Origin of the sequence: Vulcanococcus sp. DEBay_Sum29NL08_54, from assembly GCF_017859255.1 — a bacterium.
Lineage (GTDB): Bacteria > Cyanobacteriota > Cyanobacteriia > PCC-6307 > Cyanobiaceae > Vulcanococcus.
Genome location: NZ_JAFMNJ010000011.1, coordinates 31,147 through 53,557 on the forward strand (window position 1 = coordinate 31,147; position 22,411 = coordinate 53,557).

Consider the following 22,411-nt stretch of genomic DNA (forward strand, 5'->3'; position numbering starts at 1 on the left):
ATCGTTCGACGCTACGGCGCCGCCAGGTTGCGGAAGCGGGTGAATTGCGGCTCAAACAGCAGCTTGACCGTGCCCACCGGCCCGTTGCGGTGCTTGGTCACGATGATCTCGGTGATGCCGCGATCGGGGGTGTCGGGGTTGTAGTACTCGTCCCGGTAGATCATCAGCACCAGGTCGGCGTCCTGCTCGATCGAGCCCGATTCCCGCAGGTCGCTGAGCATCGGCCGCTTGTTGGTGCGTGATTCCACGCCACGGCTGAGCTGGGAGAGGGCGATCACCGGCACGTTCAGCTCCCGGGCCATTTGTTTGAGGCCCCGGGTGATCCGCGAGAGCTCCTGGACCCGGTTATCGGATCCGCTTCCTTCCATCAGTTGCAGGTAGTCGATGATCACGACCCCGAGCTCCTTGCCGCTCTCGGCCATCAGCCGGCGGCAGAGGGAGCGCATCTCCAGCACGCCGGCATTCGGCTTGTCGTCGATGTAGATCGGCATCTGCCCCAGGGTGCTGATGCCCTGGCCCAGCAGGGGCCATTCCTCCGGCTGCAGCCGACCGGTGCGCAGACGACCGCTTTCGATGCCCACCTCCATCGCCAGCAGTCGATAGGTGAGCTGCTCCTTGCTCATCTCCAGGGAGAAGACGCAGACCGGCAGGTTGTGGAGCTGGGCCACGTTCTTGGCCAGGTTCAGCGTGATGGCGGTTTTGCCCATGGCGGGGCGGCCGGCCACGATGATCAGGTCGCTGCGCTGCAGCCCCTGGGTCATGGCATCGAGGTCGTAGAAGTTGACCGGGATGCCGGCCACGGCCGTCCCCAGGGAGCGGCTTTCGATCTCGTTAAAGGTGGCCGTCAGGATTTCCGCCGTTGGGGTGAGGCCAACGCTGGGCTTCTCCTGGCTGATGGCAAAGATCTTCTGCTCGGCCTCATCCAGCACCTGCTCCATGGGCTTGCCCTGATCGAAGCCCAGCTGAATCACCTCGTTGCCGGAGCGGATCAGCTGACGGCGCAGGAACTTGTCCATCACCAGGCGTGCCACCTGGTCGATGGAGGCGGTCGAGAGGGTGCGCTCCACCAGCTCCACCAGCCGGCCGCTGCCACCCACCTTCTCCAGGGCTCCGGTGTCCGCCAGCCAGGCGGTCATTGCCGTGAGGTCCGTGGGTTTGCCCTGGCCATGGAGCATCAGGGCGGTGCGATAGATCTCTCGGTGGGCGGAGAGATAGAAGGCCTCCGGTTGCAGCACATCGGCGACGCGGCCGATGGCATCGGGGTCCAGCAGGATCCCGCCCAGCACGGCTTCCTCGGCCTCGAGGTTTTGGGGGGGCACGCCATCGGGCATCGCCTCGAAGCGTTCGTCCTCCCGCGGTCTGCCCCGGGGCGCCGCGCGACCGCCGCCGCCCTCATCGGCGTCGCTTTGGCTCAGGGGAACGCTCACCATTGCTTTGGCCGGGGCTTCAACGAAAAAGCCGCCAGTCCCGTTGGGGCCTGACGGCGAAGGGGTTGCTCATTGTGGCGGGAACCGATCGGTTCGCCCAGACCACGCTGAACGGTTCTTAGTGGCTGACCACTTCGAGGTTGATCTCGGCGGTGACGGCGCTGTGGAGCTTGACCTGCACCTTGTAGGTGCCGGTGCGGTGGATTTCGGGGACGATGATGTCGCGGCGGTCCACTTCCTTCTTGGTGGCGGCCTCGATGGCCTCGGCCACGTCGGCGTTGGTCACGGTGCCGAACAGCACGTCATCGCCACCGGTCTGCTTCTTGACGGTGAAGCGGCCGATGGTGTCGAGGGCGGTGCGGAAGTCCAGGGCTTCCTGCTTGAGGGCAGCCTGACGCTCAGCTTCCTTGGCGCGGCGGTGCTCCACCTGCTTCAGGACCGCGGGGGTCAGGGGAACAGCCTTGCCTTGGGGCAGGAGGAAGTTGCGGGCATAACCGGGGGCAACGTCCACCAGGTCACCGTTCTTGCCCAGGCTCAGGACGTCCTCGCTGAGGACTACGGATACACGCTTAGCCATGGGGATGCAGTCGAACGATCATCGAATTTGGCGATTGATCAGACTACGCCACCACTTGCGGCCTGTGCTAGCAGCGGCCTAGGCAGGCGCACCTGGGTGGCGAGTCCCAGCCGTTGCAGCAGCCGGATGTGCATCCAGGTGAGGTCCGGTTCGCGCCAGCCCCAGCCGTGGCGCGCTGAGTGGGGGTAGGCGTGGTGGGTGTTGTGCCAGCCCTCGCCGAAGGTCAGGGCGGCCACCCAGGGGTTGTTGCGGGAGCCGTCGCCGCTGTCGTGCCGGATGTAGCCCCAGCGGTGGGTGGCGGAGTTCACCAGCCAGGTGCAGTGGTAGACGACCACCAGGCGGAGGGGAATGCCCCAGAGCACCAGGGCCCAGCCGCCGGCGCCGCTGACCGTGCCAATCCAGAAGAGCAGTCCCGCCAGGGGCAGCTGCAGCGCCAGAAACCAGCGGTTCAGCCAGCGGTAGTAGGGGTCCTTGGCCAGGTCCCCCGTGAACTGGGGCACGGCCTGCTCAGCGGGGATATCCCGGAACATCCAGCCCATGTGGCTCCACCAGAAGCCCTGGTGGCTGTTGTGGTGATCTGAATCCGTATCCGAAAACTTGTGGTGGTGGCGGTGCAGGCCCACCCAGTCAATGGGGCCGTGCTGGCAGCTCAGGGCGCCGCAGGTGGCGAAGAAGCGCTCCAGCCAGTGGGGCAGCCGCAGAGCCCGGTGGGAGAGCAGTCGGTGGTAGCCGATGGTGACCCCCAGGCAGGCCGTGACCCAATAGAGGATGGCCAGGGTGCTGGCGGCTTCCCAGCTCCAGAAGCGTGGCAGGAGGGCGACGAGGCCCAGGCCATGCAGGGCGGCCATGAAGCCGATCACTCCCCAGTTGCGGGGGAGCTGGTTGATGGGCGCTTGGGCGTGGTTGGCCCAGACGCTGCTGCGGCTGATGGTGGCAGTCATCTCCCTCCTCTCGATACGGACGCGATGTTCTCGCTAAAATGGTAGCAGTACGGATCCGTATCGGGTGAATTATCGGGACGAACTCGAAGCAGGTCGTGACGCGTTTGGGCATCTGATCAAGGTGTGGCATGAGCGGAACGGCTGGAGCCAAAGGGTTTTGCCCGCCCTGGCGGAGCGCCTGGAGCTCGGCCGTGTCCACAATTCCCAGCTCTCCAACCTGCGTAACCGCAAGTTGACCTCCCCCGGGCCGGAGCTGTTTGTGGCCCTGGGCCGGATCAATGAATTGCTGGCGGCCCAGGGCCCGGCTGGGCTCTCGCCAGAACTCGAGCAGCAGATCAGCGATCAGCCGGAGTTGCTCGCGGCCCTGCAGTCCTCGGCGCTGCCCCTGTTGAGTGATTCCGATGAGGCCTTGGGCCCAGCCCAGCTCTTCGAGATCTTTGTCGGCCTGCGCCAGCCGCCGGGGGCCTTTGACCTGCGCATTGATGTCGCCGAGGCGGCGGGCTTGAGTGCCGCCTTGGCGGAGCTGCTGACCGCTGGTCGTCCCTGGCGGCTGTGCAGAGAGCAATTGATCGCGGCCTACCCCGGGGAGAAGCGACAGAGACGGGAGCGCTTCGCTGAAGTGATGGCCGGCCAGCGGGAATACAGCGCCGAGGAGTTGGATGCCGAGCTGGCGGACCTGCGCCGGACCCTGGCGGTGCTGGGGGCCGCGGATGAGCAGGAGCTCAGCGCCGATCAATTTTTGGATCTCCTACGCCAAAAAGCCCGACTGCTGGAGCAGCCGGGCCAAGGAGAGGAGGAGTCCGATCTGGCGGAGGCGATCCGCCGTCAGTTGCAGGCTTAGCCGCTGTAGCGGGCTTCGCGCACCCGCTTCGCCCAGCCCAGCTTGCGCAGCAGCTTGATGTGCTGCCAGGTGATGTCGAACTCGAACCAGCGCAGGCCATGACGGGCGCTGGAGGGGTGAGCGTGGTGGTTGTTGTGCCAGCCCTCGCCAAAGCTCAGGATCGCCACCCACCAGCAGTTGCGGGAGAGATCCGGGCAGTCGAAGTTGCGATAGCCGAAGGCGTGGGTGGCGGAATTCACCAGCCAGGTCACGTGATAGACGATCACCAGGCGCAGGGGAATCGCCCAGAGCACCAGACCGAGGCCGCCGCCATGGACTTGGGCCGCTTCGCCGTACCAATACAGGGCTGCACCCAGGGGGATCTGGAGCAGGAGGAACCAGCGATCCAGCCAGCGGTAGAGCGGATCCTGGAGCATGTCGCCGGTGAAGCGGTGGATCTCCTTGATCGCTGGGATCTCGTGGAGCATCCAGTCGCTGTGGGCCCACCACAGGCCGCGGGCGGCGTCGTGGTGGTCGTTCGGTTGGTCAGAGAACTTGTGGTGGTGGCGGTGGAGGCCGACCCACTCGATCGGACCGCTCTGGCAGGCCAGCGTGCCCATGACCACCAGCACCCGCTCCACCCACTTCGGAGCAACAAAGCTGCGGTGGGCCACCAGGCGGTGCAGGCCCAGGGTGACGCCGATGACGGTGGTCCAGTACAGGACTGCGAGCACGGCAACGCCTTGCCAGCTCCAGTACTGGGGCAGCAGCGCAAAGACAGCACCAACGTGGATCGCCAGCATGAAGCCGGTGGTCCCTGACTTGTATTTCCTCTGACTACGGGGAAGTTGTGCACGGGGCACCACCAGGGCGGCGCGCATCCGAGCCTCTTGGGCGGCGGTATACCCATTGGATCCGCTGGCTTGGTCCGACCCCTCGCGCTGAGAAGGGTGGGCCGCCGCAGCGGTGTCGGGGGCTTGGACCAAGATGAACTCCTTGAAGGGGCGCAGGCGTCGGGTCGCTGTGGTGCTCCAGCAAGGGAGCCTGCGCACCAATGGCCTGGGATGTCAGTCGGCTGTAGCCAAGACATCAGTTTGAAAAATCTAGACGGCTGGCCCACCGTCACGCGGGAGCAGCATGGGTTCACCTGTGGATGGCCATGACCTCTCCTCACCAGGCCTGGGCTGCTGATCAGTTGGCCGTTGCCCTGGAGCGCACGGCGCCGGTGGCCCAGGAGCGTCGGGCGGGCATCAAGCCCCGGTTGCAGCGGGTGCTCGACGCCTTTGCGGCCGAGCGATTGGGGGTGCACCATTTCGCCTCCGTCAGCGGCTACGGCCATGGGGACCTGGGCAGGGAGGTGCTCGACCGGGTCTTTGCCCGGGTGCTGCAGGCCGAGGCCGCCGCGGTGCGCCTGCAATTTGTGAGCGGCACCCATGCCATCGCCGCTGCCCTCTATGGGGTGTTGCGGCCCGGTGATCGGCTCTTGGCCCTGACGGGGCGTCCCTACGACACCTTGGAAGAGGTCATCGGCATCCGGGGCGAGGGGCAGGGGTCCCTGGCGGAGTTCGGGGTGGCCTACGACGAGCTGGATCTCCTTCCCGATGGGAGCGTCGATGAGGCGGGAATCGCTGGGGCACTGGCTGTGCCCACCCGCATGGTCCTGATCCAGCGCAGCTGCGGCTACAGCTGGCGCCCGTCCTTGACCGTGGCGCAGATCGCTCGCTTGGTGGAGCGGGTCAAGGCGGTTCAGCCCGGCTGCCTGGTGTTCGTCGACAACTGCTACGGCGAGCTCGTTGAGCTGCAGGAGCCCACGGCCGTCGGAGCGGACCTGATGGCGGGCTCCTTGATCAAGAACCTCGGCGGCACGATTGCTCCGACGGGCGGCTACGTCGCCGGGCGCGAGGAGCTGGTGGAGCAGGCCTGCTGCCGGCTGACCGCCCCGGGCATCGGTAGTGAAGGGGGAACAGGCTTTGACCTGCATCGCCTGCTCTTCCAAGGACTGTTTTTGGCGCCGCAGATGGTGACCGAGGCGCTGCTCTGCGCTGAGTTGACCGCAGCGGTGTTTGACGGCTTGGGCTACGCGGTCAAGCCCCTGGTGGGAGGGGTGCGCAGCGATGTGATTCAGGCGGTGCGCCTGGGGTCCCCCGAACCGCTGAAGGCCGTCTGCCGCGCTTTTCAGACCTGTTCCCCCGTGGGCTCCTACCTCGATCCGATCCCAGCACCGATGCCCGGCTACGCCAGTGAGTTGGTGATGGCGGGCGGGACCTTTATCGATGGCAGCACCAGTGAGTTCTCCGCCGATGGCCCCCTGCGGGAGCCCTACGTCCTCTATGCCCAGGGCGGCACCACCCAGGCCCATGCGGAGCTCGCCTTGGAGCGGGCCCTGCTGGCGTTAGCTGAATCCCATTACAAGGGTGGCCCTGGGAACAGCCGCGCCTCGGCAAATTCGACAAACTGAGAGCCACTTTTGCTGCGGCGCGGCCCATGGGTCTGCACTATCCCGATGACTGCCGCTATTCCGACAGTCACGAGTACGTGAAGTCCGAAGGGGAGCTGGTGCGCGTCGGCATCAGCGCCTTTGCGGTCGATCAGCTGGGGGACATCGTCTTTGTGGAGTTGCCCGAGGTGGGGGACAGCCTCAGCCAGGGCTCCAGCTTCGGTTCGGTGGAGTCGGTGAAGGCCGTGGAGGACATGCTCTCCCCGATCGATGGCACCGTGGAGGCCCGCAATGAGGCGGTCCTGGCGAGCCCCGAGGAGCTGCAGAACGACCCCTATGGCGAGGGTTGGTTGCTGTTGGTGCGTCCGAGCGCTCCGGCCCAGATCGAGGCTCTGATGGATGCCGCGAGCTACGGCGCCAAGGTCGACGGTCACTGATGGAGTTGAGCGCCTTCGTTCAGCGCCACATCGGGCCCACGCCCGCTGAGCAGCAGTCGATGCTGCGGGATCTCGGCCTGCCTGACCTGGAGGCCTTGGTGCGCCAGGTGGTCCCCGAGCCGATTCGTCTGGAGCCTGCCCAGGCCCTGGAGGGTTTGCCGGCGGGTTGCCAGGAGTCCCAGGCCCTAGCTGAACTGCAGCAGATTGCGGCGGCGAACGAGGTCCGCCGTTCCCTGATTGGCCTGGGGTACTACGGCTGCATCACCCCGGCGCTGATTCAGCGCCATGTCTTTGAAAACCCCGCCTGGTACACCGCTTACACCCCCTACCAAGCGGAAATCAGCCAGGGGCGCCTTGAGGCACTCCTGAATTTCCAGACCCTGATCAGCGAGCTCACCGGCCTGCCGATCGCCAACGCCTCGTTGCTGGATGAGGCCACGGCGGCGGCGGAGGCCATGGCCCTGAGCCTGGGGGCTTGCCGCAACCGCAAGGCGCGCCGATTCCTGGTGGATGAGGCGGTCTTCCCGCAGACCTGGGCGGTCCTGGAGACCCGGGCGGAACCGCTGGAGCTCGAACTGGAGCGGGTCAATCCCCAGGAACTCCTGGAGCGGCCCGAGGCGTTCAGCGACGCCTTTGGTCTGCTGCTGCAGCTGCCGGGGACCTCGGGAGCGCTCTGGCACCCGGGTGAAGTGATCGCCGCTGCCCGGGCCGCAGGCGTGATCGTGACGGCGGCTGTGGATCCCTTGGCCCAGGTGCTGATGGCACCGGTGGCCGAGCTCGGTGTGGAGATTGCAGTCGGAAGCACCCAGCGCTTGGGCATTCCCTTGGGCTTTGGCGGCCCCCATGCGGCGTTCTTTGCCACGACTCCAGCCCACCAGCGCAAGATTCCAGGCCGTTTGGTCGGTCAATCGGTCGATGCCGAGGGGCATCCGGCGTTGCGCCTGGCGCTGCAGACCCGTGAGCAGCACATCCGCCGCGACAAGGCCACCAGCAACATCTGCACCGCCCAAGTGCTGTTGGCGGTGATGGCCAGCTTCTACGCGGTGCACCACGGCCCCGATGGCCTGACGGCGATCGCCCGGCGTCTGGTGCTGCTGCGGGAACTCTTGCGGCGTGGCCTCGAAGCCCTGGGCTATCCACCCGAGGCGGCCCCGGGCCTCGACACCCTGCGGGTGCACTGCCCGGATGCGGCGGACGTGATCGCGCGGGCGGCGGCGGCGGGCTTCAACCTGCGGCCTGAGGCCGACGGGTTTGCCATCAGCCTCGATGAGCTGAGCGACCTCGAGGAGCTGCAGCGCCTGCTCTCCGCCCTGGCGGCCCTGCCGCAACGGGCCCCGGATCTGGCCCAACTCGAGCACGCCCTGTTGCAGGAGAGCCAGGGACAGCCGATTGAGGAGCGCCTCTGGGGAACCCTGGTGCCCCGTCGCTCGCGCCCATGGCTGCAGCAGCCGGTCTTCCATCGCTACCGCAGCGAGACGGAGTTGCTGCGCTACATCCAGCGGCTCGTCTCCAAGGACTTCTCCTTGGTCCACGGGATGATCCCGCTGGGGAGCTGCACGATGAAGCTCAACGCAGCGGCAGAGCTGCTGCCGGTCAGCTGGCCAGGGTTTGCGGGTCTGCATCCCTTCGCGCCGGCGCACCAGAGCGCGGGCTATCGCCGTTTGGTGGCGGACCTCGAGCATTGGTTGTCGGCGATCACGGGCTTCGCCGGGGTGTCCCTGCAGCCCAACGCCGGCTCCCAGGGGGAATACGCCGGCCTACTGGTGATTCGCGCCTATCACCGCAGCCGCGGCGACCAGCAGCGCCGGATCTGCCTGATCCCCACCAGTGCCCATGGGACGAACCCCGCCAGCGCCGTCATGGCTGGTTTGACGGTGGTGGCCGTGGCCTGCGACGACCAGGGGAACATCGACCGGTCGGATCTGCAGGCCAAGGTCGAAACCCACAAGGACGAGCTGGCGGCCCTGATGGTCACCTACCCCTCCACCCATGGCGTCTTTGAGGAGGGCATCCGTGAGATCTGCGCCTTGGTGCATCAGCACGGCGGACAGGTGTATCTCGATGGCGCCAACCTCAATGCCCAGGTGGGCCTGGCGAAGCCCGGGATTTATGGAGCGGATGTCTGCCACCTGAACCTCCACAAGACCTTCTGCATCCCCCACGGCGGTGGCGGTCCGGGGGTGGGGCCGATCGCTGTGGCCTCCCACCTGTTGCCCTTCCTGCCGGGTCATCCGTCTGCGGAGGCCTGTGGGGGTGATCAGGCCATCGGACCGGTGAGTGCGGCCCCCTGGGGCAGCGCCAGCATTCTTCCGATCAGCTGGATGTACATCCGGATGATGGGCGGGGCGGGCCTGCGCCAGGCCAGTGCCGTTTCCCTCCTGGCCGCCAATTGGTTGGCCCATCAACTGGAGGATCACTTCCCGGTGCTTTATCGCGGCCAATCCGGACGGGTGGCCCATGAATGCATCTTTGATTTGCGGCCGCTCAAGCGCAGTGCCGGATTGGAGGTTGATGATCTCGCCAAGCGCCTGATGGACTACGGCTTCCATGCCCCGACGGTCAGTTGGCCGGTGGCGGGAACGGTGATGGTGGAGCCCACCGAAAGCGAGGGTTTGGCGGAGCTGCAGCGCTTCTGTGATGCGATGGCCGCCATCCGCGCAGAGGCTGCAGCGATTGAGTCTGGGGCGATGGATCCTGAGAACAATCCCCTTAAACGTGCGCCGCATACGTTGTCAGCGGTGACGGCGGATGTTTGGGATCGTCCCTATAGCCGTCAGCAGGCGGCCTACCCCCAGGGAGAGGCGCAGCAGCAGGGCAAGCTTTGGCCGGCGGTGGCTCGCATTGATAACGCCTTCGGTGATCGCAACCTGGTCTGCACCTGCCCATCGGTTGAGGAAATGGCCGTTTCCACCTCAACAGCAGCTTGATTAGGGTTTAAATTCTTTGGCAAAGGGAAAAGTGCAGAATTTCTTTCTGCATCGTCCCTTGATTTCCTCTCAAAATCTGCTGCAACTGCAGTCATCGCTGTAGTCCAGGGGGCCCATGAGCGACGAGACCAAAACAACGACCCTCGAAGATCAGCCGGCAGTGAAGTTGCCTTCTCTGCAGGGCAGCCTCCATCAAGCAGCCATGACCGGTCAGACCCTGCGGGTCGAGGGCACCAACGTTGTGCGGGTTCCCTTCGGTGTTCGCCGCCCGCGCCGCACGCGTCCTGCCCGCCCTGAGCATTGGGCCACCGTGGTGCTGCCGTTCCAGGCTGGTGGTTCTACCCCGCCCCCGCCGCAGGCCGCCTAACTGGCGTTCTGGTCAAGGCGCCAGTCGATCAGCGCCTTGACGTCTTCCACTGAGCTGGCTGGGGCCCGGAAGGGCAGCAGCTTCATGGGGCTGCGTTCGGGCCTGACCATCCAAGAGAGATCCTTCTGGGGGATCAGTACGAAGCCGCGATAGCGAACAATCCAGCGCTGAGAAGTCGGACTGGCCTTGGGCAGAGCTCCCATCCAGCGGCAGTGGCGTCAGATCTTCATTTCAGCCCTTGTCTGGCTGAGCCCCCCTGAATTCAGGTTTTCTTCCGCTGCAGATCACGAGATCTTGCAGGGCGCTCAGTAGTTGGCGCCGCTGCGGCGTTGGTGAACGGCGGTGGTGGCCTCCGCATCCAGCAGTGCTCCGGATCCCACCTGGGCATAGATCAGCCAGTGGTCGCCGCATTCCATGCGCTGTTTGACGCTGCAGTCGAGCCAGGCCAGGGCCTCGGGAAGGATCGGTTGACCGCCAGGGCTCTGCTCGAGCTCCAGGCCTGCGAAACGATCGGCCCCCGGGGCAAAGGGCTGCAGGAATTGCTTCATCGGTCCGCTCTCGCGGCCGGAGGCCAGGACGTTGAGGGCGAAGGAATCACCGACGTGCAGCAGGGCCTCCACGGCCCGGTCCTTGGCGACGGCCACCGTCAGGCCCGGCGGGCTAAAGCTCGCCTGGCTGACCCAGCTGGCCACCATGGCGCCGCTGAGTTGACTTTCGCCAGCGCCCTTGCGCGTCGTCAGGACGCAGAGGGATCCCACGACCCGGCCCAGGGCGAGGACGGCCGGGTTGCTGCGGCTTTCGCTGAGGCCACCACTGGTGGAGCTGCGGCGTTGGGCCTTGCGTTGCGCTGTGATCAGGCTGCGGCCCAGGCCCGTTCCGGTTTCCTCCAGGGTCTTGATCGTGGCCGCATCGGGACTGAACTTCACCCGCACCGGCTCAAAGGCGAAGCTGAAGCCGCCGTCGCGCAACTTGCTCTCGAGCAGATCGATGGCTTCACCGCTCCAGCCGAAGCTGCCGAAGACACCAACCGGCTTGGAGCGATCACCCTCTGCCAGCACCGTGCCGAGGGCGGAGACGATCGGCGTTGGGGCATGGCCGCCGAGGGTGGGGGAGCCGATCAGCAGGGCATCGCAACTGCGGATGGTCTCCAGCAGTTTTTCGGCTGGGGTGAATTCGCAGTTGACGCTCTCGACCCGCACGCCGGTGCGGGAGACCCCTTGGGCCAGGGCGTCGGCGATGGCGGCGGTGTTGCCGTAGGCGCTGGCAAAGAGCAGCGCCACCGAGAGGCTGGAGCGCTCTTGGGATTCACCCCAGCGCCGGTAGTCCACCAGCAGGCTGCGCCAGCTTTCGGCGATGGCTGGGCCGTGTCCCGGGGCGATGCAGCGGATGGAGAGCTCATCGATGCGGTTGAGCACCGCTTCCACCTGCCTGGCCATTGGAGCCATCAGGCAGTCATAGAAGTAGCGGCGGTCTTCTTCGGTGCTGCTGCGGTTGGCTTCGGCCCACTCCTGGCTGCAGAGGTGCGCCGAGAAGAACTTGCCGCTCATCAGCAGGCCGGTGGTCTCCTCGAAGGCCATCAGCGCCCCGGGCCAGCGCGGGGTCGGAGCGGAGAGCAGGTTGATCCTGTAGCCGTCCGTGCGCTCAAGGCTGTCCTCACCGCGGACCACGGTCAGGGGCGGCAGCTCCGGCAGGGCGGGCGCTTCCTGTTCTGTGGGTTTGCGCTGGGCCCAGAGGTCCTGCAGCAACTTGGCGCCAGGGTTGGAGGCGATCAGCCGCAGCTTCTGCCAGCGGCGGGCCAGCTCGTGCAGCAGCGCAATCCGGTTGGGGTTGACGTGGCTGACGACCACCTGGAGCTCGCTGTCGCCAGGAACCAGCTCCGCCAGTTGCTCCAGGTAGGGCTCGGCGAAGGAGGCACCGGGGGGGTGGACCAGCAGGGCTGAGGTGTCGCTGCTGGGGAGGAAGAGGAAGCTGTTGGCGCTGGTGCCCCGCTCGAGGCCGTACTCCACCTCAAAGCGCAGGCGCTTGGGGCTGAGGCCCCGCAGGCAGATCAGGCCGGGTTCGATCGGCAGCTGAATGACCTGCCGTTCTGCAGTGGCGCCGGCCATCAGTAGTGGTTCCCCACTTTGCGGTGGTGAACAGCCGTGCGCGCCTCGGTGTCAGAGACGTTGCCCTGCTCAACCTCGCCGTAGATGATCCAGTGGTCTGGGCCCTCCATCCGCTGGCTGACGCGGCAGCCGAGGAAGGCCAGGGCATCGCCCAGGACCGGTCCGCCGTTGGCGACGCCATCGAGGGTGTTGACCCCGGCAAAGCGATCGGCACCCGGCGGGAAGCGCTTGAGGAAGTGCCGCATCAGGTCCTGGTAGTTGTCCTCCCGCAGGATGTTCAGCACGAAGCGATCACCCACCTGCAGCAGGGCCTCGATGGCGCGGTCCTTGGCCACGGCCACGGTGATGCCGGGGGGATCAAAGCTGGCCTGACTGACCCAGCTGGCCACCATGGCTGAGGCCCGCTCGTCCTGGCGTGCGGTCACCACATAGAGGCCGCCAGAGAGGCGCCCGAGGGCCTTGTCCAGGTCGCCATCGAGGGACTTCATCGCGGCGATGGTCTTGGCCCGGGTCAGCAGTTGACCGAGGTCCGTGCCGGCTTCTTCGCAGCGCTGGTAGTCGTTGCCATCGGGAACCTGGCGCACCCGCAGGGGCTCGAAGGCTTCCTTCTGGCCCATGCTGCGCAGCTGCGTGGCGACCGCGTCAATCGGTTCGTCGTTGCCGCCGTAGGCGTCGTAGCTGCCGATCCACTGCTTGGGTTTGAGGGCCGCCAGCAGGGTGCCGATGGAGGCCTGCAGCTCCGGGTCGGGGTTGGCCGGCCAGGTGGGAACCACAACGGCGCTGGCCTCGCCGATCAGGGCGCTGAGTTCCTGGGCGTCGGTGGCCCGCAGGTCCACCAGTTGCACCTGGGCTTCGGCTTTGCCAATGCCACGGGCGATGGCCTGGCTGAGGCGGTCGCAGAAGCCGTATTGGCTCAGGTAACAGACGGCGGCGTAGGCCTCGCCTTTGCTGCGGTCGCTGCTCCAGTCCTTGTAGTCCCCCATCCAGAGGTTGAGGTGGTGGCGCAGCAGCGGTCCGTGCCCGGTGGCGATGGTGTTGATGGTGCCCTCGAGGCCATCCATGCGCTTCATGGCCTGGAGGACGCTGCGGGCGTTGGGGCCCATCAGGCAGTCGTAATAGAAGCGGAAGTCGGGAGCGAGGGCGCCGGGGTCCACATCGAAGGCGTCCTCGGAGCAGTAGTGCATCCCGAAGGCATCGCAGGTGTAGAGGATCCCGGTGCCGTGGTCGAAGGAAAAGATCGTGTCTGGCCAGTGCAGGTTGGGGGCACTGAGGAACTCGAAGCGGTGCTGAATGCCGCTCTCGGGGTTGGTGCCCAGGTCCAGCTCCTCGCCGCTTTTGACGGCGCGGCTCTTGAAGGGGCGATGCACCTGGTTCTCGAGGAACTGGATGGCGACCTTGGAGCCGACGACCTCAATGTCCGGGTTGAGGTCGATGACGTGGCCCACCAGGCCGGAGTGGTCCGGTTCGGTGTGGCTGACGATCAGCACGTCGATGGCCTTGGGATCGATTTGCTCCTTGAGGAGCTCGAGCCAGATCCCTTCGAACTTGAGGTGGCTGGTGTCGATCAGGGCGGTGCGCTCACCGCGCACCAGAAAGCTGTTGTAGGTGGTGCCGTTGCGCAGGCCGAACTCAATGTCGAAGCGGCTGCGGTCCCAGTCCAGGGAGCGGATGGTGCTGGTGTCCTTGGCGATGGCCTCGCACTGCAGGCTGAGCCGGGGCGTGCTTGCAACGACAGCCATGGGATCACCAGGGGGGCAGCTGAACTCTACGGAGCTTCTCTGGAGAGCTGGCTGATCGAGCCGTCCCCGCCAGTCAGAAAAAAGCCCTGGCTTGCGGCCAGGGCTGGGTCCCGTCTCTCTCTGGTTGGTGTGATCGTTCTGGTCGCTTAGCCCTCCACCTTCACCGAGACGGTGGTCATGGTTTGGGCCTTCGGCGCGGTGACCAGTAGAAGGCCATCGCGGTAGTGGGCTTCGAGGCCCTCCCGGTCGATGCCGGAGGGGAAGCGGAAGCTGCGGCTCCAGGTGCCATAGCGGAATTCGCTCAGGAGCGGCGCTTGGGCATCGGCGGCCTCCTCGGGGGCGAGGCGCTCGGCGCTGATGACGAGGGTGCGATCGGTGGCTTTGACATCGATCGAGTCGCGCTTCACGCCCGGCAGTTCCAGGGTGATGGCGAAGCCAGCCTCGGTTTCACGCACTTCGGCGGCGGGCACGCGCTCGGCGGTGTGCAGTTGCTGCTCGAGTTGTTCGAACAGATCAAAGGGTGATTGGCGCAGGGTCAGCATGGCTGTTCCTCCAAGACTTGACTGGGCGGGGTGATGACCCGCAACGCCAATGTGGCTCCGCTGAATGACAACCAAGAGGGCGCAAACCGACCCTTTCAGTACGGCCCTCACCCCTCGGGTTCGGTTGCTACACCTTGGTTTTCGTAGGAGCCGAACCGCCCCTTAGAGCCACCACCAGTCGCTGAAGGCCGCGGCTTGACCGCAGGGTCGCCCATCGGCGTCCTGGAGGCTCCAGAGCCGGGCGTTCTGGATCTGAAAGCGCCGGCCGCTGCTGCTGATGCGGATGCCGCTGTACCCCTCGATCGCTTGCTGGTTCAAGGCCTGCTGCAGCGCCAGCGCGCGGCTTTGGCGCTCCTGCGGTTCAGCGGTGAGCCGCGAGGGCATGCCGACCATGGCGCTCCAGGGGCGCTCCCAGAGCTGCAGGGCTGCGGCATTGGCGTAGGTCAGGCAGGGGTCGCTGCTGCCGTCATGGGCCAGGACGACGAGATCGGCTGAGAAGAGCTCTTGGGCCGACGCTGCCAGGGGCCGGCCAAAGGCCTGGTGGTGGGAGTGCAGCAGTTGCTCGGCCAGCTGCCGTTTAGCAGGGGTGAGCCAGGGGGCCGGCGCCTGCTCGAGTTGTTGTCGCTGATCGCTCAGGGACACCTCAGTCCTCTTGCTTGCTGCCGGCAGCCATGGCGGTGGCCATGGCCGTGGCGCTGAAGCTGGCGCCCTGGGCCTTGAGGTGTTCGACGAATTGCTTGCCGGCCTCCGGGAAGCGGCCGTCCTCCGCCAGGGGGATGGCTCCGGCTTCATCCAGGCCGGTGTCCCCCTCCATGGCCGGGGTGATGACCACCAGGCCGGGGTCGAGGGCGGCTCCGTAGCGCCACCAGCGTTTGGGCTCGCGGATGGAGATGGGCGCGGGGTGCAGTTGGGGCGGGCTGGCCTGCTCTGCGTCGGGGTTGGCCTTGGCCTCCTTGGCTTTCTTGGCCAGCAGGGCCCGGCGCTTGACCGCCAGGTCGCTGAGCAGCTGGGCGCGGGTGCGGCCCCGCAGCTGGAAGAGGACGAAGGGGTCTTCGCTGAAGCGCTCCCCCATCAGGTAGTAGACGGCGCTGACGTGCTTGCAGGGGTTGACCTTGTCCGGGCAGGTGCACTCGCTGCGCACCTCCTGCAACTTGAAGGGAAAGAGCCGCTTGCCGCTGGCGGCGAAGGCGCGCTCGATGTCCTGGGGCATGACCCCGGCCAGCAGCTGGGCGGACCAGCGGGCCTTTTGACCGAGGGCCTCGAGGACGTAGTTCCAGTCCTCATCGTTGAGGACATCGAGCCAGAGCTTCACCTTGTAGGGGTCCTCGCCGCTGCCCTGCACCCGGGCGTGCACCCGCCGCCCCTCAAAGCGAATGGAGAGGACATTGCCCTCGCGGGCGTAGGCCCAGGCCCGCTCCAGGCGTTTCTTGAAGCGGTAGCCGTTGATCAGCTCCATCCACTGCTCAACCCACCAGGGCTGCTGGCTCAGGCCCTCATCGCCGAGCTGGGTGGTGATGCCGTTGCTGGAGAGGGTCATGGGATCAGTCCTCGCTGAGGGTGACGAGTTCTTTGAGTTGGCTCACATCCATGCCGCCGAGCCAATCCTCACCGGAGCCAACGATGTCTTCGGCGAGTTTGGACTTCTCCTTGATCATGCGATCGATGCGCTCTTCGACGGAGCCACTGGTGATGAACTTGTGCACCATCACCCGGTTCTGCTGGCCGATCCGGTAGGCGCGGTCCGTGGCCTGGTTCTCCACGGCGGGGTTCCACCAGCGGTCGATGTGGAAGACGTGGCTGGCCCGGGTCAGGTTCAGGCCGACGCCGCCGGCCTTGAGGGACAGCAGGAACAGTTGCGGGCCGCGGGGGTCGTCCTGGAAGCGGTCGACCATGGCCTGGCGTTCGGTCTTGCTGGTGCTGCCGTAGAGGAAGGGCACCTCCTGGCGCCACTTGTGCTCCAGGTGGGCCTTGAGCAGATGGCCCCATTCGGCGAACTGGGTGAAGAGCAGGGCCCGATCGCCCGCTTCCATCACTTCCTCGAGGATTTCCTCCAGCCGCTGCACCTTGGCGCTGCGGGCGGCGAACTCCTTGAAGAAGCTGGCATCGGCGTCGGCTGGGTCCTGCTTGAGGGCCAGGGCCGGGTGGTTGCAGATCTGCTTGAGCTTCGTGAGTAGCGCCAGCACCTGGCCGTGTTTCTGGCCCAGGGGCGACCGGGCGATGGCATCGAGGCTCTCGTCCACGGTCTTGGAGTAGAGCTTCTTCTGCTCGGGGGCCAGGCCCACCCATTCGCTCAGTTCCACCTTCTCGGGCAGGTCGGAAATGATCGATTTGTCGGTCTTCAGGCGGCGCAGGATGAAGGGGCCGACGCGGCCCTTGAGGTCCCGCAGCGAGGACATGTCGCCGTAGCGCTCGATCGGCATCCGGTAGCGCTGGCGGAAGAAGGGCTCATCGCCGAGCACCTTGGGATTGAGGAAGTCCATCAGGGCCCAGAGCTCGCTCACCCGGTTCTCCACCGGTGTGCCGGTCAGGGCGATGCGGAAGCGGGGACCCTTGCCGGGGCGCCCCATGTCCCGCGCCGCCATGGACTGCTTGGCGGCGTGGTTCTTGATCGCCTGGGCTTCATCGATCACGACGCCCTGCCAATCGACCTTGTCCAGCAGTTCGCTGTCCCGTTGCAGCAGGCCGTAGGTGGTCAGCACCAGGTCCACACCCTTCAGCGCTTTTTTCAGGGCCTCGGGGCTGGAGGGGCGGCGGGGTCCGTAGTGCTCGTTGACCGTCAGATCCGGGGTGAAGGCCGCAGCTTCCCGCTTCCAGTTGGTCAGCACCGAGGTGGGAGCAACCAGCAGCACCGGGCGTTTGAGCTCCTCTTCGGCCTTGAGGTGCTGCAGGAAGGCCAGCAGCTGGATCGTTTTGCCCAGACCCATGTCGTCGGCCAGGCAGGCGCCCTGATCGAAGCGATGCAGGAAGGCCAGCCAGCCCAGACCGCGCTCCTGATAGGGCCGCAGTTGTCCGGCGAACCCAGGGGGCGCAGGCAGGGGATCGGGGGCTTTCTGCTGGTGGTACTGCTCCAGCACCGCCTGCAGGCGGGGCCCGGCCGTGAAGGCATGGACCGGCAAGCGGGAGAGGGTCTCCCCTTCATTGCCCGTGATCCGCAGGGCGTCATCGAGGCTGAAGGGGGGCTCAGCGGAGCAGAACTTCTCGGCGTTCTTGAGGTCCAGGGGCCGCAGTTCGATCCAGGCCCCCTTGTGCTGCACCAGCGGGCTGCGCTTGGCCGAGAGCTTCTCGAGGTCCTTCAGGTTCAGCGTGACCCCGCCGATCATGAATTCCCAGCGCCACTCCAGGGTTTCCCCGAGAGTGAAGCCGCGGGACTTCTCGGGCAGCTCGGCGGTGATGGCCAGGCCCAGGCGGCTGGCCAGGCCACCGGAGAGGCTCGCGGGCAGCACCACCCCGACGCCCACATCCCGCAGGCGGGCCGCGGCGGTCCGCACCAGCACGAAGGCCTCCGCGGGGGTGAGCTGCATCGCCTCGGGGGTGGCGGCATCCAGGCCCCGCTCCAGCGGCTCAAAGGCCAAGAGGGCGCGGCCCAGACCCTCCAGCAGGAGCGCTCCAGGCTGCTCCAATTGGATCTCACCCAGGGCCAGGTTGCTGTCGCCAGCGGCCCAGACCAGCCCAGCGGGCACCCGCAGGCTGGGGTCGGCTTCCGCCTGGAGGCCGAATTTCAGTTCCCAGAGTTCCTCCCCTTCCGGCGGGGTGAACAGCTCCAGGCAGGCCCGGGCGGGAGCCACCTTGCCGGCGACGGTCTCGCGCCAGTGGTTGCTGGCGCCGCAGAGGCGTTCCTGCTCTTCCTCATCAAGCTTGAGTTTCCCGTCGCGGCTGGCCAGGCCGTCTTCCCAGGCCGACAGCAGTGGATCGAGGCCGGCTGCGCCGGGTTGGAAGGCTTCGCGTAGCTGGCCGTCCACCAGCTTGTCGACGATGCTCGCCACGAGCAGCCGGTTGGAGCGGGGGCGGCCGCAGGCCAACTGGGGATCTGGGCTGGAGGCCGCCACCACCTGGGGCATGCGCAAGGCCAGCTCCTCGAGCCGGCGGCGGTCGTCCTCACGGTTCAGCAGGGGGCGCCAGCTGGCCTTGCCATCCGCGCTCTCGGGCAGCCAGCGGCCCCGGGCGATCAGGCTGAGGCACCAGCGCTGGACGTGGCACCACCAGAGCAGGTCATCGCCCAGACCGGCCTCGTAGGCCCCCGAGAGGGGCAGTTGATTGAGCCAGGCGGCAGCGGGGCCCGGTTTGAGGAACCAGCCCTCGACTTGCCAGGGCCACCAGCTCAGATCCTTCGGCAGCGGTTCGCCTGATTGCAGCGGCAGGCCGCTCCAGGCACTGGATTCGCTGCTCTTTTGTCCTTTGCTCAGTTGCTGCCGGCTCGGCAGGGTCAGGGTGACGGTGGCCTGGCGCAGGTCCTCGGACCAGAAGTTGTTCTCGTCCAGCCAGGTGGCCAGATCGTCGAGATCCAGGCTGAGGGGGTGGAACGGCGCCTCAGCTGCCGGACTGAGCGGTTCGGCCACGCGCCAGGTGTCCGCCCAGATCAACAGGCCGGCTGTGGGCGCCTTGCCTTTGGCGAAGCTCCCCGCCGGAACGACGGGCAGCCAGGTGGCATGCAGCAGGCTCATGGAGGCGGGGCCTGGGGATCAGGGGCGCCGCTGGATCGGTTCAACCCGAGTCACGACAAGTCGCGATAGGGCCATCGATCCGTGCAACACCAGCGCGGCGCCGATCAGCGGCAACCAAGCACGAATGAACCCCATCATCACAGTTGGAGCGACCTGAGCCAAGCTCTGGGGCCAAGGTTCCTCCAGCGGCCAGGGCAAAAGGGCCGGAAGGCCCAGGCTGTGGATGCCGCAGACGGCCCCCACCAGGCCCGCCTGCAAGTGGCCGTCATCGGGGTCCACCCGCTGTAGGTGGAAGGCCAGCAGGCCATAGAAAAAGCCGCAGCCCCCGGCCCTGAGGGCTGACTCCAGTCCCAGGGGCAGGCCCAGGGTCAGTGCGCTGAAACCCGCACCGAGGGCCCAGGCGATGGAGCGCAGCCGCAGTTCGGCCCGGCTGTGCTCAGCGGTGGCGGGGGAGGCGGCGCTCATGCTGCGCGATCATGCCCGGTTCAGGCTCGTTTTGCTTCGCCATGGCCGCCGCTCCCCGCACTGGTGCTGAGATCCGTGCGGCCTTTCTCGACTTCTACGAGCAGCGGGGCCACAAGCCGATGGCCAGTGCCTCCCTGGTGCCGGAGGACCCGACGGTTCTGCTGACCATCGCCGGGATGCTGCCGTTTAAGCCGGTCTTCCTGGGGCAGCAGCCCCGCCCGTCGGCCCGTGCGACCAGCAGCCAGAAGTGCATTCGCACCAACGACATCGAAAACGTGGGCCGCACGGCCCGGCACCACACGTTCTTCGAGATGCTCGGGAACTTCTCCTTTGGTGACTACTTCAAGGAGCAAGCGATCCAGTGGGCCTGGGAGCTGAGCACCACGGTCTTCGGCATCAGCCCCAAGAACCTGGTGGTCAGCGTCTTCCGTGAGGACGACGAAGCCGAGGCGATCTGGCGCGATGTGGTGGGGGTGAACCCCAAGCGGATCATCCGCATGGATGAGGCCGACAACTTCTGGGCCTCGGGCCCCACGGGCCCCTGCGGTCCCTGCTCGGAGATCTATTACGACTTCAAGCCCGAACTGGGCGATGAGGGCATCGACCTCGAGGACGACAGCCGCTTCATCGAGTTCTACAACTTGGTGTTCATGCAGTACAACCGCGACGCGGAGGGCAACCTCACGCCGCTGGAGAACCGCAACATCGACACCGGGATGGGCCTCGAGCGGATGGCCCAGATCCTGCAGAAGGTTCCGAACAACTACGAGACCGACCTGATCTATCCGCTGATTGAGACGGCAGCTGGTCTCGCTGGGGTCGACTACCGGCAACTCGATGCCAAGGGTCAGACGTCTCTGAAGGTGATCGGGGACCACAGCCGGGCGGTGACCCAGCTGATCTGTGATGGCGTCACCGCCAGCAACCTGGGGCGCGGTTACATCCTGCGCCGCCTGCTCCGTCGCGTGGTCCGCCACGGACGTCTCCTGGGGATCGACAAGCCCTTCCTGACGGCGATGGGTGAGGCGTCGATTGCCCTGATGCAGTCGGCCTATCCCCAGCTGCTGGAGCGCAAGGAGGTGATCCTCTCGGAGCTCAAGCGCGAAGAAGCACGCTTCCTGGAAACCCTGGAGCGGGGCGAGAAGCTGCTGGCGGATGTCCTGGCGGCCAAGCCCAAGCAGATCTCAGGGGAGCAGGCCTTTGAGCTCTACGACACCTACGGCTTCCCCCTGGAGTTGACCCAGGAGATCGCCGAGGAGCATGGCCTCGCGGTGGACCTGGACGGCTTTGAGCAGGCCATGGAGGCCCAGCGCCAGCGGGCGAAGGCCGCGGCGGTGAGCATTGACTTGACCCTGCAGGACGCCATTGATCAGATGGCCGCCGATCTGGAGGCCACCAGCTTTCGGGGGTACGAGTTGCTGGACCACAGCAGCAGCGTTCAGGCGCTGGTGGTCAACGGTGAGCCGGCGGAGCGGGCCGAGGCTGGCGACAGTGTTCAGCTGGTCCTCGACACCACGCCCTTCTACGGCGAAGGCGGCGGTCAGGTGGGCGACCGCGGGGTCTTGAGCGGTGACGGCTTGATCGTCGTGATTGAGGCGGTGAGCCGCAACCGCAGCGTCTTCGTCCATAGCGGCCGGGTGGAGCGCGGCAGCGTGAGCGTCGGCGATGTGGTCCATGGCCAGGTGGATCGGACCTGCCGCCGGCGGGCTCAGGCGAACCACACGGCGACCCACCTGTTGCAGTCGGCGCTGAAGCAGGTGGTTGATCCGGGGATTGGCCAGGCCGGCTCCCTGGTGGATTTCGATCGCCTGCGCTTTGACTTCCACTGCCCCCGGGCGATTACGGCCGCTGAACTCGAGCAGATCGAGACCCTGATCAACGGCTGGATCGCCGAGGCCCACAGCCTTGAGGTGCAGGAGATGGCGATCGAGAAGGCCAAGGCCGCCGGCGCCGTGGCGATGTTCGGGGAGAAGTACGCCGATGTGGTCCGGGTCGTCGATGTTCCCGGGGTCTCGATGGAGCTCTGCGGCGGCACCCACGTCAGCAACACCGCTGAGATTGGCCTGTTCAAGATCGTCAGCGAAAGCGGCGTGGCCGCGGGTATCCGTCGCATCGAGGCCGTGGCGGGTGCGGCGGTGCTGGCTTACCTCAATGAGCGCGATGCGGTGGTGAAGCAACTCGGCGAGCGCTTCAAGGCCCAGCCGGCGGAGATCGTCGATCGCGTCCTGACCCTGCAGAGCGAACTGAAGGCCAGCCAGAAGGCCCTGGCCTCGGCCCGTGAGGAGCTGGCACTTGCGAAATCGGCGGCCTTGGCGAGCCAAGCCGAAGCGATCGGCGACTTCCAGGTGTTGATCAGCCGTCTGGATGGCGTCGAAGGGGGAGGCCTGCAGAGCGCCGCCCAGGGGCTGGTGGATCAGCTGGGTGATGGCGCTGCCGTGGTCCTAGGTGGCCTGCCGGATCCCTCGGATCTGGGCAAGGTGATCCTGGTGGCGGCCTTCGGCAAGGGCGTGATCGCCAAGGGTCAGCAGGCCGGCAAGTTCATCGGTGCTGTGGCCAAGGCCTGCGGCGGCGGCGGCGGCGGGCGGCCCAACCTGGCGCAAGCCGGTGGCCGCGACGGTGCAGCCCTGGATGCAGCATTGGAGCAGGCCAAAGGCGAGCTGACGGCAGCCCTGGGCTGATCCAGACAGCTCCGGAACCGTTCTCCTGGCGTTGCCAGGGGAGCGCCAGGAGGGGAATCCTGCAGGCAAGGACCGATGCGGGAGAGAACCGATGGCGAGTTCCTTCGAAATTCATGCCCGTCACCACTGGAGTTTCCAGTTGGTGCTGATGGGCAGTCGTCTGCAGCTGGAGGGTTGCCGCGACGGGGATGAACCCCTGCGCTGCTCCACCTGGCTGGAGCCCCAGGACACGCCCCTGGACATGGCCCATGAGCTGATCGCCCATCCCAGCTGCGCTGTTTGAGCGAT

The 22,411-nt window shown here is 66.5% G+C and carries 19 protein-coding genes; 7 read left to right on the top strand and 12 right to left on the bottom strand.

The window, feature by feature from the left end:
* Positions 1–11: 11 nt before the first annotated feature.
* From dnaB to QZ186_RS05890, 3 genes are all read right to left on the bottom strand, one after another.
* Entirely contained in the window at positions 12–1,430 is a 1,419-nt protein-coding gene (gene dnaB / locus QZ186_RS05880; protein WP_010313598.1) for a replicative DNA helicase, read from the bottom strand.
* 115 nt (positions 1,431–1,545) lie between these two features.
* Entirely contained in the window at positions 1,546–2,004 is a 459-nt protein-coding gene (rplI, locus tag QZ186_RS05885) for a 50S ribosomal protein L9 (RefSeq protein WP_010313595.1), read from the bottom strand.
* Between the two features lie 38 nt (positions 2,005–2,042).
* A complete protein-coding gene (locus QZ186_RS05890; protein WP_296416136.1) occupies positions 2,043–2,945 on the bottom strand; it encodes a fatty acid desaturase in 903 nt (300 codons plus the stop codon).
* A 64-nt stretch (positions 2,946–3,009) separates the two neighbouring features.
* On the opposite strand from QZ186_RS05890, the gene QZ186_RS05895 reads away from it, so the two are divergent.
* Positions 3,010–3,786 carry a hypothetical protein gene (locus QZ186_RS05895; protein WP_247476748.1) on the top strand — a complete coding sequence of 259 codons (777 nt, stop codon included), beginning with the start codon at positions 3,010–3,012 and terminating at the stop codon, positions 3,784–3,786.
* On the opposite strand, the gene QZ186_RS05900 is transcribed toward QZ186_RS05895, so the two are convergent.
* On the bottom strand, positions 3,783–4,646 hold the full coding sequence (locus QZ186_RS05900) for a fatty acid desaturase (protein WP_050778407.1): 864 nt from the start codon (positions 4,644–4,646) through the stop codon (positions 3,783–3,785). The genes QZ186_RS05895 and QZ186_RS05900 overlap by 4 nt on opposite strands.
* A 272-nt stretch (positions 4,647–4,918) precedes the next feature.
* Here QZ186_RS05900 and QZ186_RS05905 point away from each other — a divergent pair, with 272 nt between their 5' ends.
* The 4 genes from QZ186_RS05905 (at position 4,919) to QZ186_RS05920 (ending at position 9,933) form a co-directional block, all read left to right on the top strand.
* Positions 4,919–6,223 carry a methionine gamma-lyase family protein gene (locus QZ186_RS05905; protein ID WP_296416137.1) on the top strand — a complete coding sequence of 435 codons (1,305 nt, stop codon included), beginning with the start codon at positions 4,919–4,921 and terminating at the stop codon, positions 6,221–6,223.
* A gap of 26 nt (positions 6,224–6,249) precedes the next feature.
* Positions 6,250–6,639, top strand: a complete 390-nt coding sequence (gene gcvH / locus QZ186_RS05910; RefSeq protein ID WP_010313585.1) for a glycine cleavage system protein GcvH — start codon at positions 6,250–6,252, stop codon at positions 6,637–6,639.
* Entirely contained in the window at positions 6,639–9,566 is a 2,928-nt protein-coding gene (gcvP, locus tag QZ186_RS05915) for an aminomethyl-transferring glycine dehydrogenase (RefSeq protein ID WP_296416138.1), read from the top strand. Before gcvH ends, gcvP begins: the two co-directional genes overlap by 1 nt.
* Positions 9,567–9,681: 115 nt before the next feature.
* Positions 9,682–9,933 carry a hypothetical protein gene (locus tag QZ186_RS05920; protein ID WP_296416139.1) on the top strand — a complete coding sequence of 84 codons (252 nt, stop codon included), beginning with the start codon at positions 9,682–9,684 and terminating at the stop codon, positions 9,931–9,933.
* On the opposite strand, the gene QZ186_RS05925 is transcribed toward QZ186_RS05920, so the two are convergent.
* From QZ186_RS05925 to QZ186_RS05960, 8 genes are all read right to left on the bottom strand, one after another.
* Positions 9,930–10,136: a hypothetical protein gene (locus tag QZ186_RS05925; RefSeq protein ID WP_247476751.1), complete on the bottom strand. Its 207-nt coding sequence runs from the start codon at positions 10,134–10,136 to the stop codon at positions 9,930–9,932. The genes QZ186_RS05920 and QZ186_RS05925 overlap by 4 nt on opposite strands.
* Before the next feature lie 102 nt (positions 10,137–10,238).
* The gene (locus QZ186_RS05930; protein ID WP_296416140.1) at positions 10,239–12,038 is read right to left on the bottom strand and encodes a diflavin flavoprotein; all 1,800 of its coding nucleotides are present in this window, start codon (positions 12,036–12,038) and stop codon (positions 10,239–10,241) included.
* Entirely contained in the window at positions 12,038–13,777 is a 1,740-nt protein-coding gene (locus tag QZ186_RS05935; protein ID WP_296416141.1) for a diflavin flavoprotein, read from the bottom strand. The genes QZ186_RS05930 and QZ186_RS05935 overlap by 1 nt, the downstream gene beginning before the upstream one ends.
* A 146-nt stretch (positions 13,778–13,923) precedes the next feature.
* Positions 13,924–14,319 (bottom strand): Hsp20/alpha crystallin family protein, encoded by a 396-nt coding sequence (locus tag QZ186_RS05940; RefSeq protein WP_185186733.1) that lies wholly within the window; start codon positions 14,317–14,319, stop codon positions 13,924–13,926.
* 162 nt (positions 14,320–14,481) lie between these two features.
* Positions 14,482–14,961 carry an MEKHLA domain-containing protein gene (locus tag QZ186_RS05945; RefSeq protein WP_296416142.1) on the bottom strand — a complete coding sequence of 160 codons (480 nt, stop codon included), beginning with the start codon at positions 14,959–14,961 and terminating at the stop codon, positions 14,482–14,484.
* A 1-nt stretch (position 14,962) separates the two neighbouring features.
* On the bottom strand, positions 14,963–15,856 hold the full coding sequence (locus tag QZ186_RS05950) for an SWIM zinc finger family protein (RefSeq protein WP_296416143.1): 894 nt from the start codon (positions 15,854–15,856) through the stop codon (positions 14,963–14,965).
* Between the two features lie 4 nt (positions 15,857–15,860).
* The gene (locus QZ186_RS05955; protein WP_296416144.1) at positions 15,861–18,980 is read right to left on the bottom strand and encodes a DEAD/DEAH box helicase; all 3,120 of its coding nucleotides are present in this window, start codon (positions 18,978–18,980) and stop codon (positions 15,861–15,863) included.
* An 18-nt stretch (positions 18,981–18,998) separates the two neighbouring features.
* Positions 18,999–19,445, bottom strand: coding sequence for a hypothetical protein (locus QZ186_RS05960; protein WP_010313558.1), 447 nt, complete (start codon positions 19,443–19,445; stop codon positions 18,999–19,001).
* An 11-nt stretch (positions 19,446–19,456) separates the two neighbouring features.
* On the opposite strand from QZ186_RS05960, the gene alaS reads away from it, so the two are divergent.
* Together alaS and QZ186_RS05970 are read left to right on the top strand one after the other, a co-directional pair.
* Positions 19,457–22,123: an alanine--tRNA ligase gene (alaS, locus tag QZ186_RS05965; RefSeq protein ID WP_296416145.1), complete on the top strand. Its 2,667-nt coding sequence runs from the start codon at positions 19,457–19,459 to the stop codon at positions 22,121–22,123.
* Positions 22,124–22,214: 91 nt separating this feature from the next.
* Positions 22,215–22,406: a hypothetical protein gene (locus QZ186_RS05970; protein ID WP_247476771.1), complete on the top strand. Its 192-nt coding sequence runs from the start codon at positions 22,215–22,217 to the stop codon at positions 22,404–22,406.
* Positions 22,407–22,411 lie beyond the last annotated feature (5 nt).

Coding starts and splice junctions, on each gene's coding strand:
- alaS (WP_296416145.1), top strand. CDS start 19,457: ATGCCCGGTTCAGGCTCGTTTTGCTTCGCCATGGCCGCCGCTCCCCGC.
- QZ186_RS05930 (WP_296416140.1), bottom strand. CDS start 12,038: ATGGCCGGCGCCACTGCAGAACGGCAGGTCATTCAGCTGCCGATCGAA.
- QZ186_RS05970 (WP_247476771.1), top strand. CDS start 22,215: ATGGCGAGTTCCTTCGAAATTCATGCCCGTCACCACTGGAGTTTCCAG.
- gcvH (WP_010313585.1), top strand. CDS start 6,250: ATGGGTCTGCACTATCCCGATGACTGCCGCTATTCCGACAGTCACGAG.
- QZ186_RS05920 (WP_296416139.1), top strand. CDS start 9,682: ATGAGCGACGAGACCAAAACAACGACCCTCGAAGATCAGCCGGCAGTG.
- QZ186_RS05925 (WP_247476751.1), bottom strand. CDS start 10,136: ATGGGAGCTCTGCCCAAGGCCAGTCCGACTTCTCAGCGCTGGATTGTT.
- gcvP (WP_296416138.1), top strand. CDS start 6,639: ATGGAGTTGAGCGCCTTCGTTCAGCGCCACATCGGGCCCACGCCCGCT.
- QZ186_RS05900 (WP_050778407.1), bottom strand. CDS start 4,646: ATGCGCGCCGCCCTGGTGGTGCCCCGTGCACAACTTCCCCGTAGTCAG.
- dnaB (WP_010313598.1), bottom strand. CDS start 1,430: ATGGTGAGCGTTCCCCTGAGCCAAAGCGACGCCGATGAGGGCGGCGGC.
- QZ186_RS05890 (WP_296416136.1), bottom strand. CDS start 2,945: ATGACTGCCACCATCAGCCGCAGCAGCGTCTGGGCCAACCACGCCCAA.
- QZ186_RS05955 (WP_296416144.1), bottom strand. CDS start 18,980: ATGAGCCTGCTGCATGCCACCTGGCTGCCCGTCGTTCCGGCGGGGAGC.
- QZ186_RS05905 (WP_296416137.1), top strand. CDS start 4,919: ATGGCCATGACCTCTCCTCACCAGGCCTGGGCTGCTGATCAGTTGGCC.
- QZ186_RS05950 (WP_296416143.1), bottom strand. CDS start 15,856: ATGACCCTCTCCAGCAACGGCATCACCACCCAGCTCGGCGATGAGGGC.
- QZ186_RS05935 (WP_296416141.1), bottom strand. CDS start 13,777: ATGGCTGTCGTTGCAAGCACGCCCCGGCTCAGCCTGCAGTGCGAGGCC.
- QZ186_RS05960 (WP_010313558.1), bottom strand. CDS start 19,445: ATGAGCGCCGCCTCCCCCGCCACCGCTGAGCACAGCCGGGCCGAACTG.
- rplI (WP_010313595.1), bottom strand. CDS start 2,004: ATGGCTAAGCGTGTATCCGTAGTCCTCAGCGAGGACGTCCTGAGCCTG.
- QZ186_RS05940 (WP_185186733.1), bottom strand. CDS start 14,319: ATGCTGACCCTGCGCCAATCACCCTTTGATCTGTTCGAACAACTCGAG.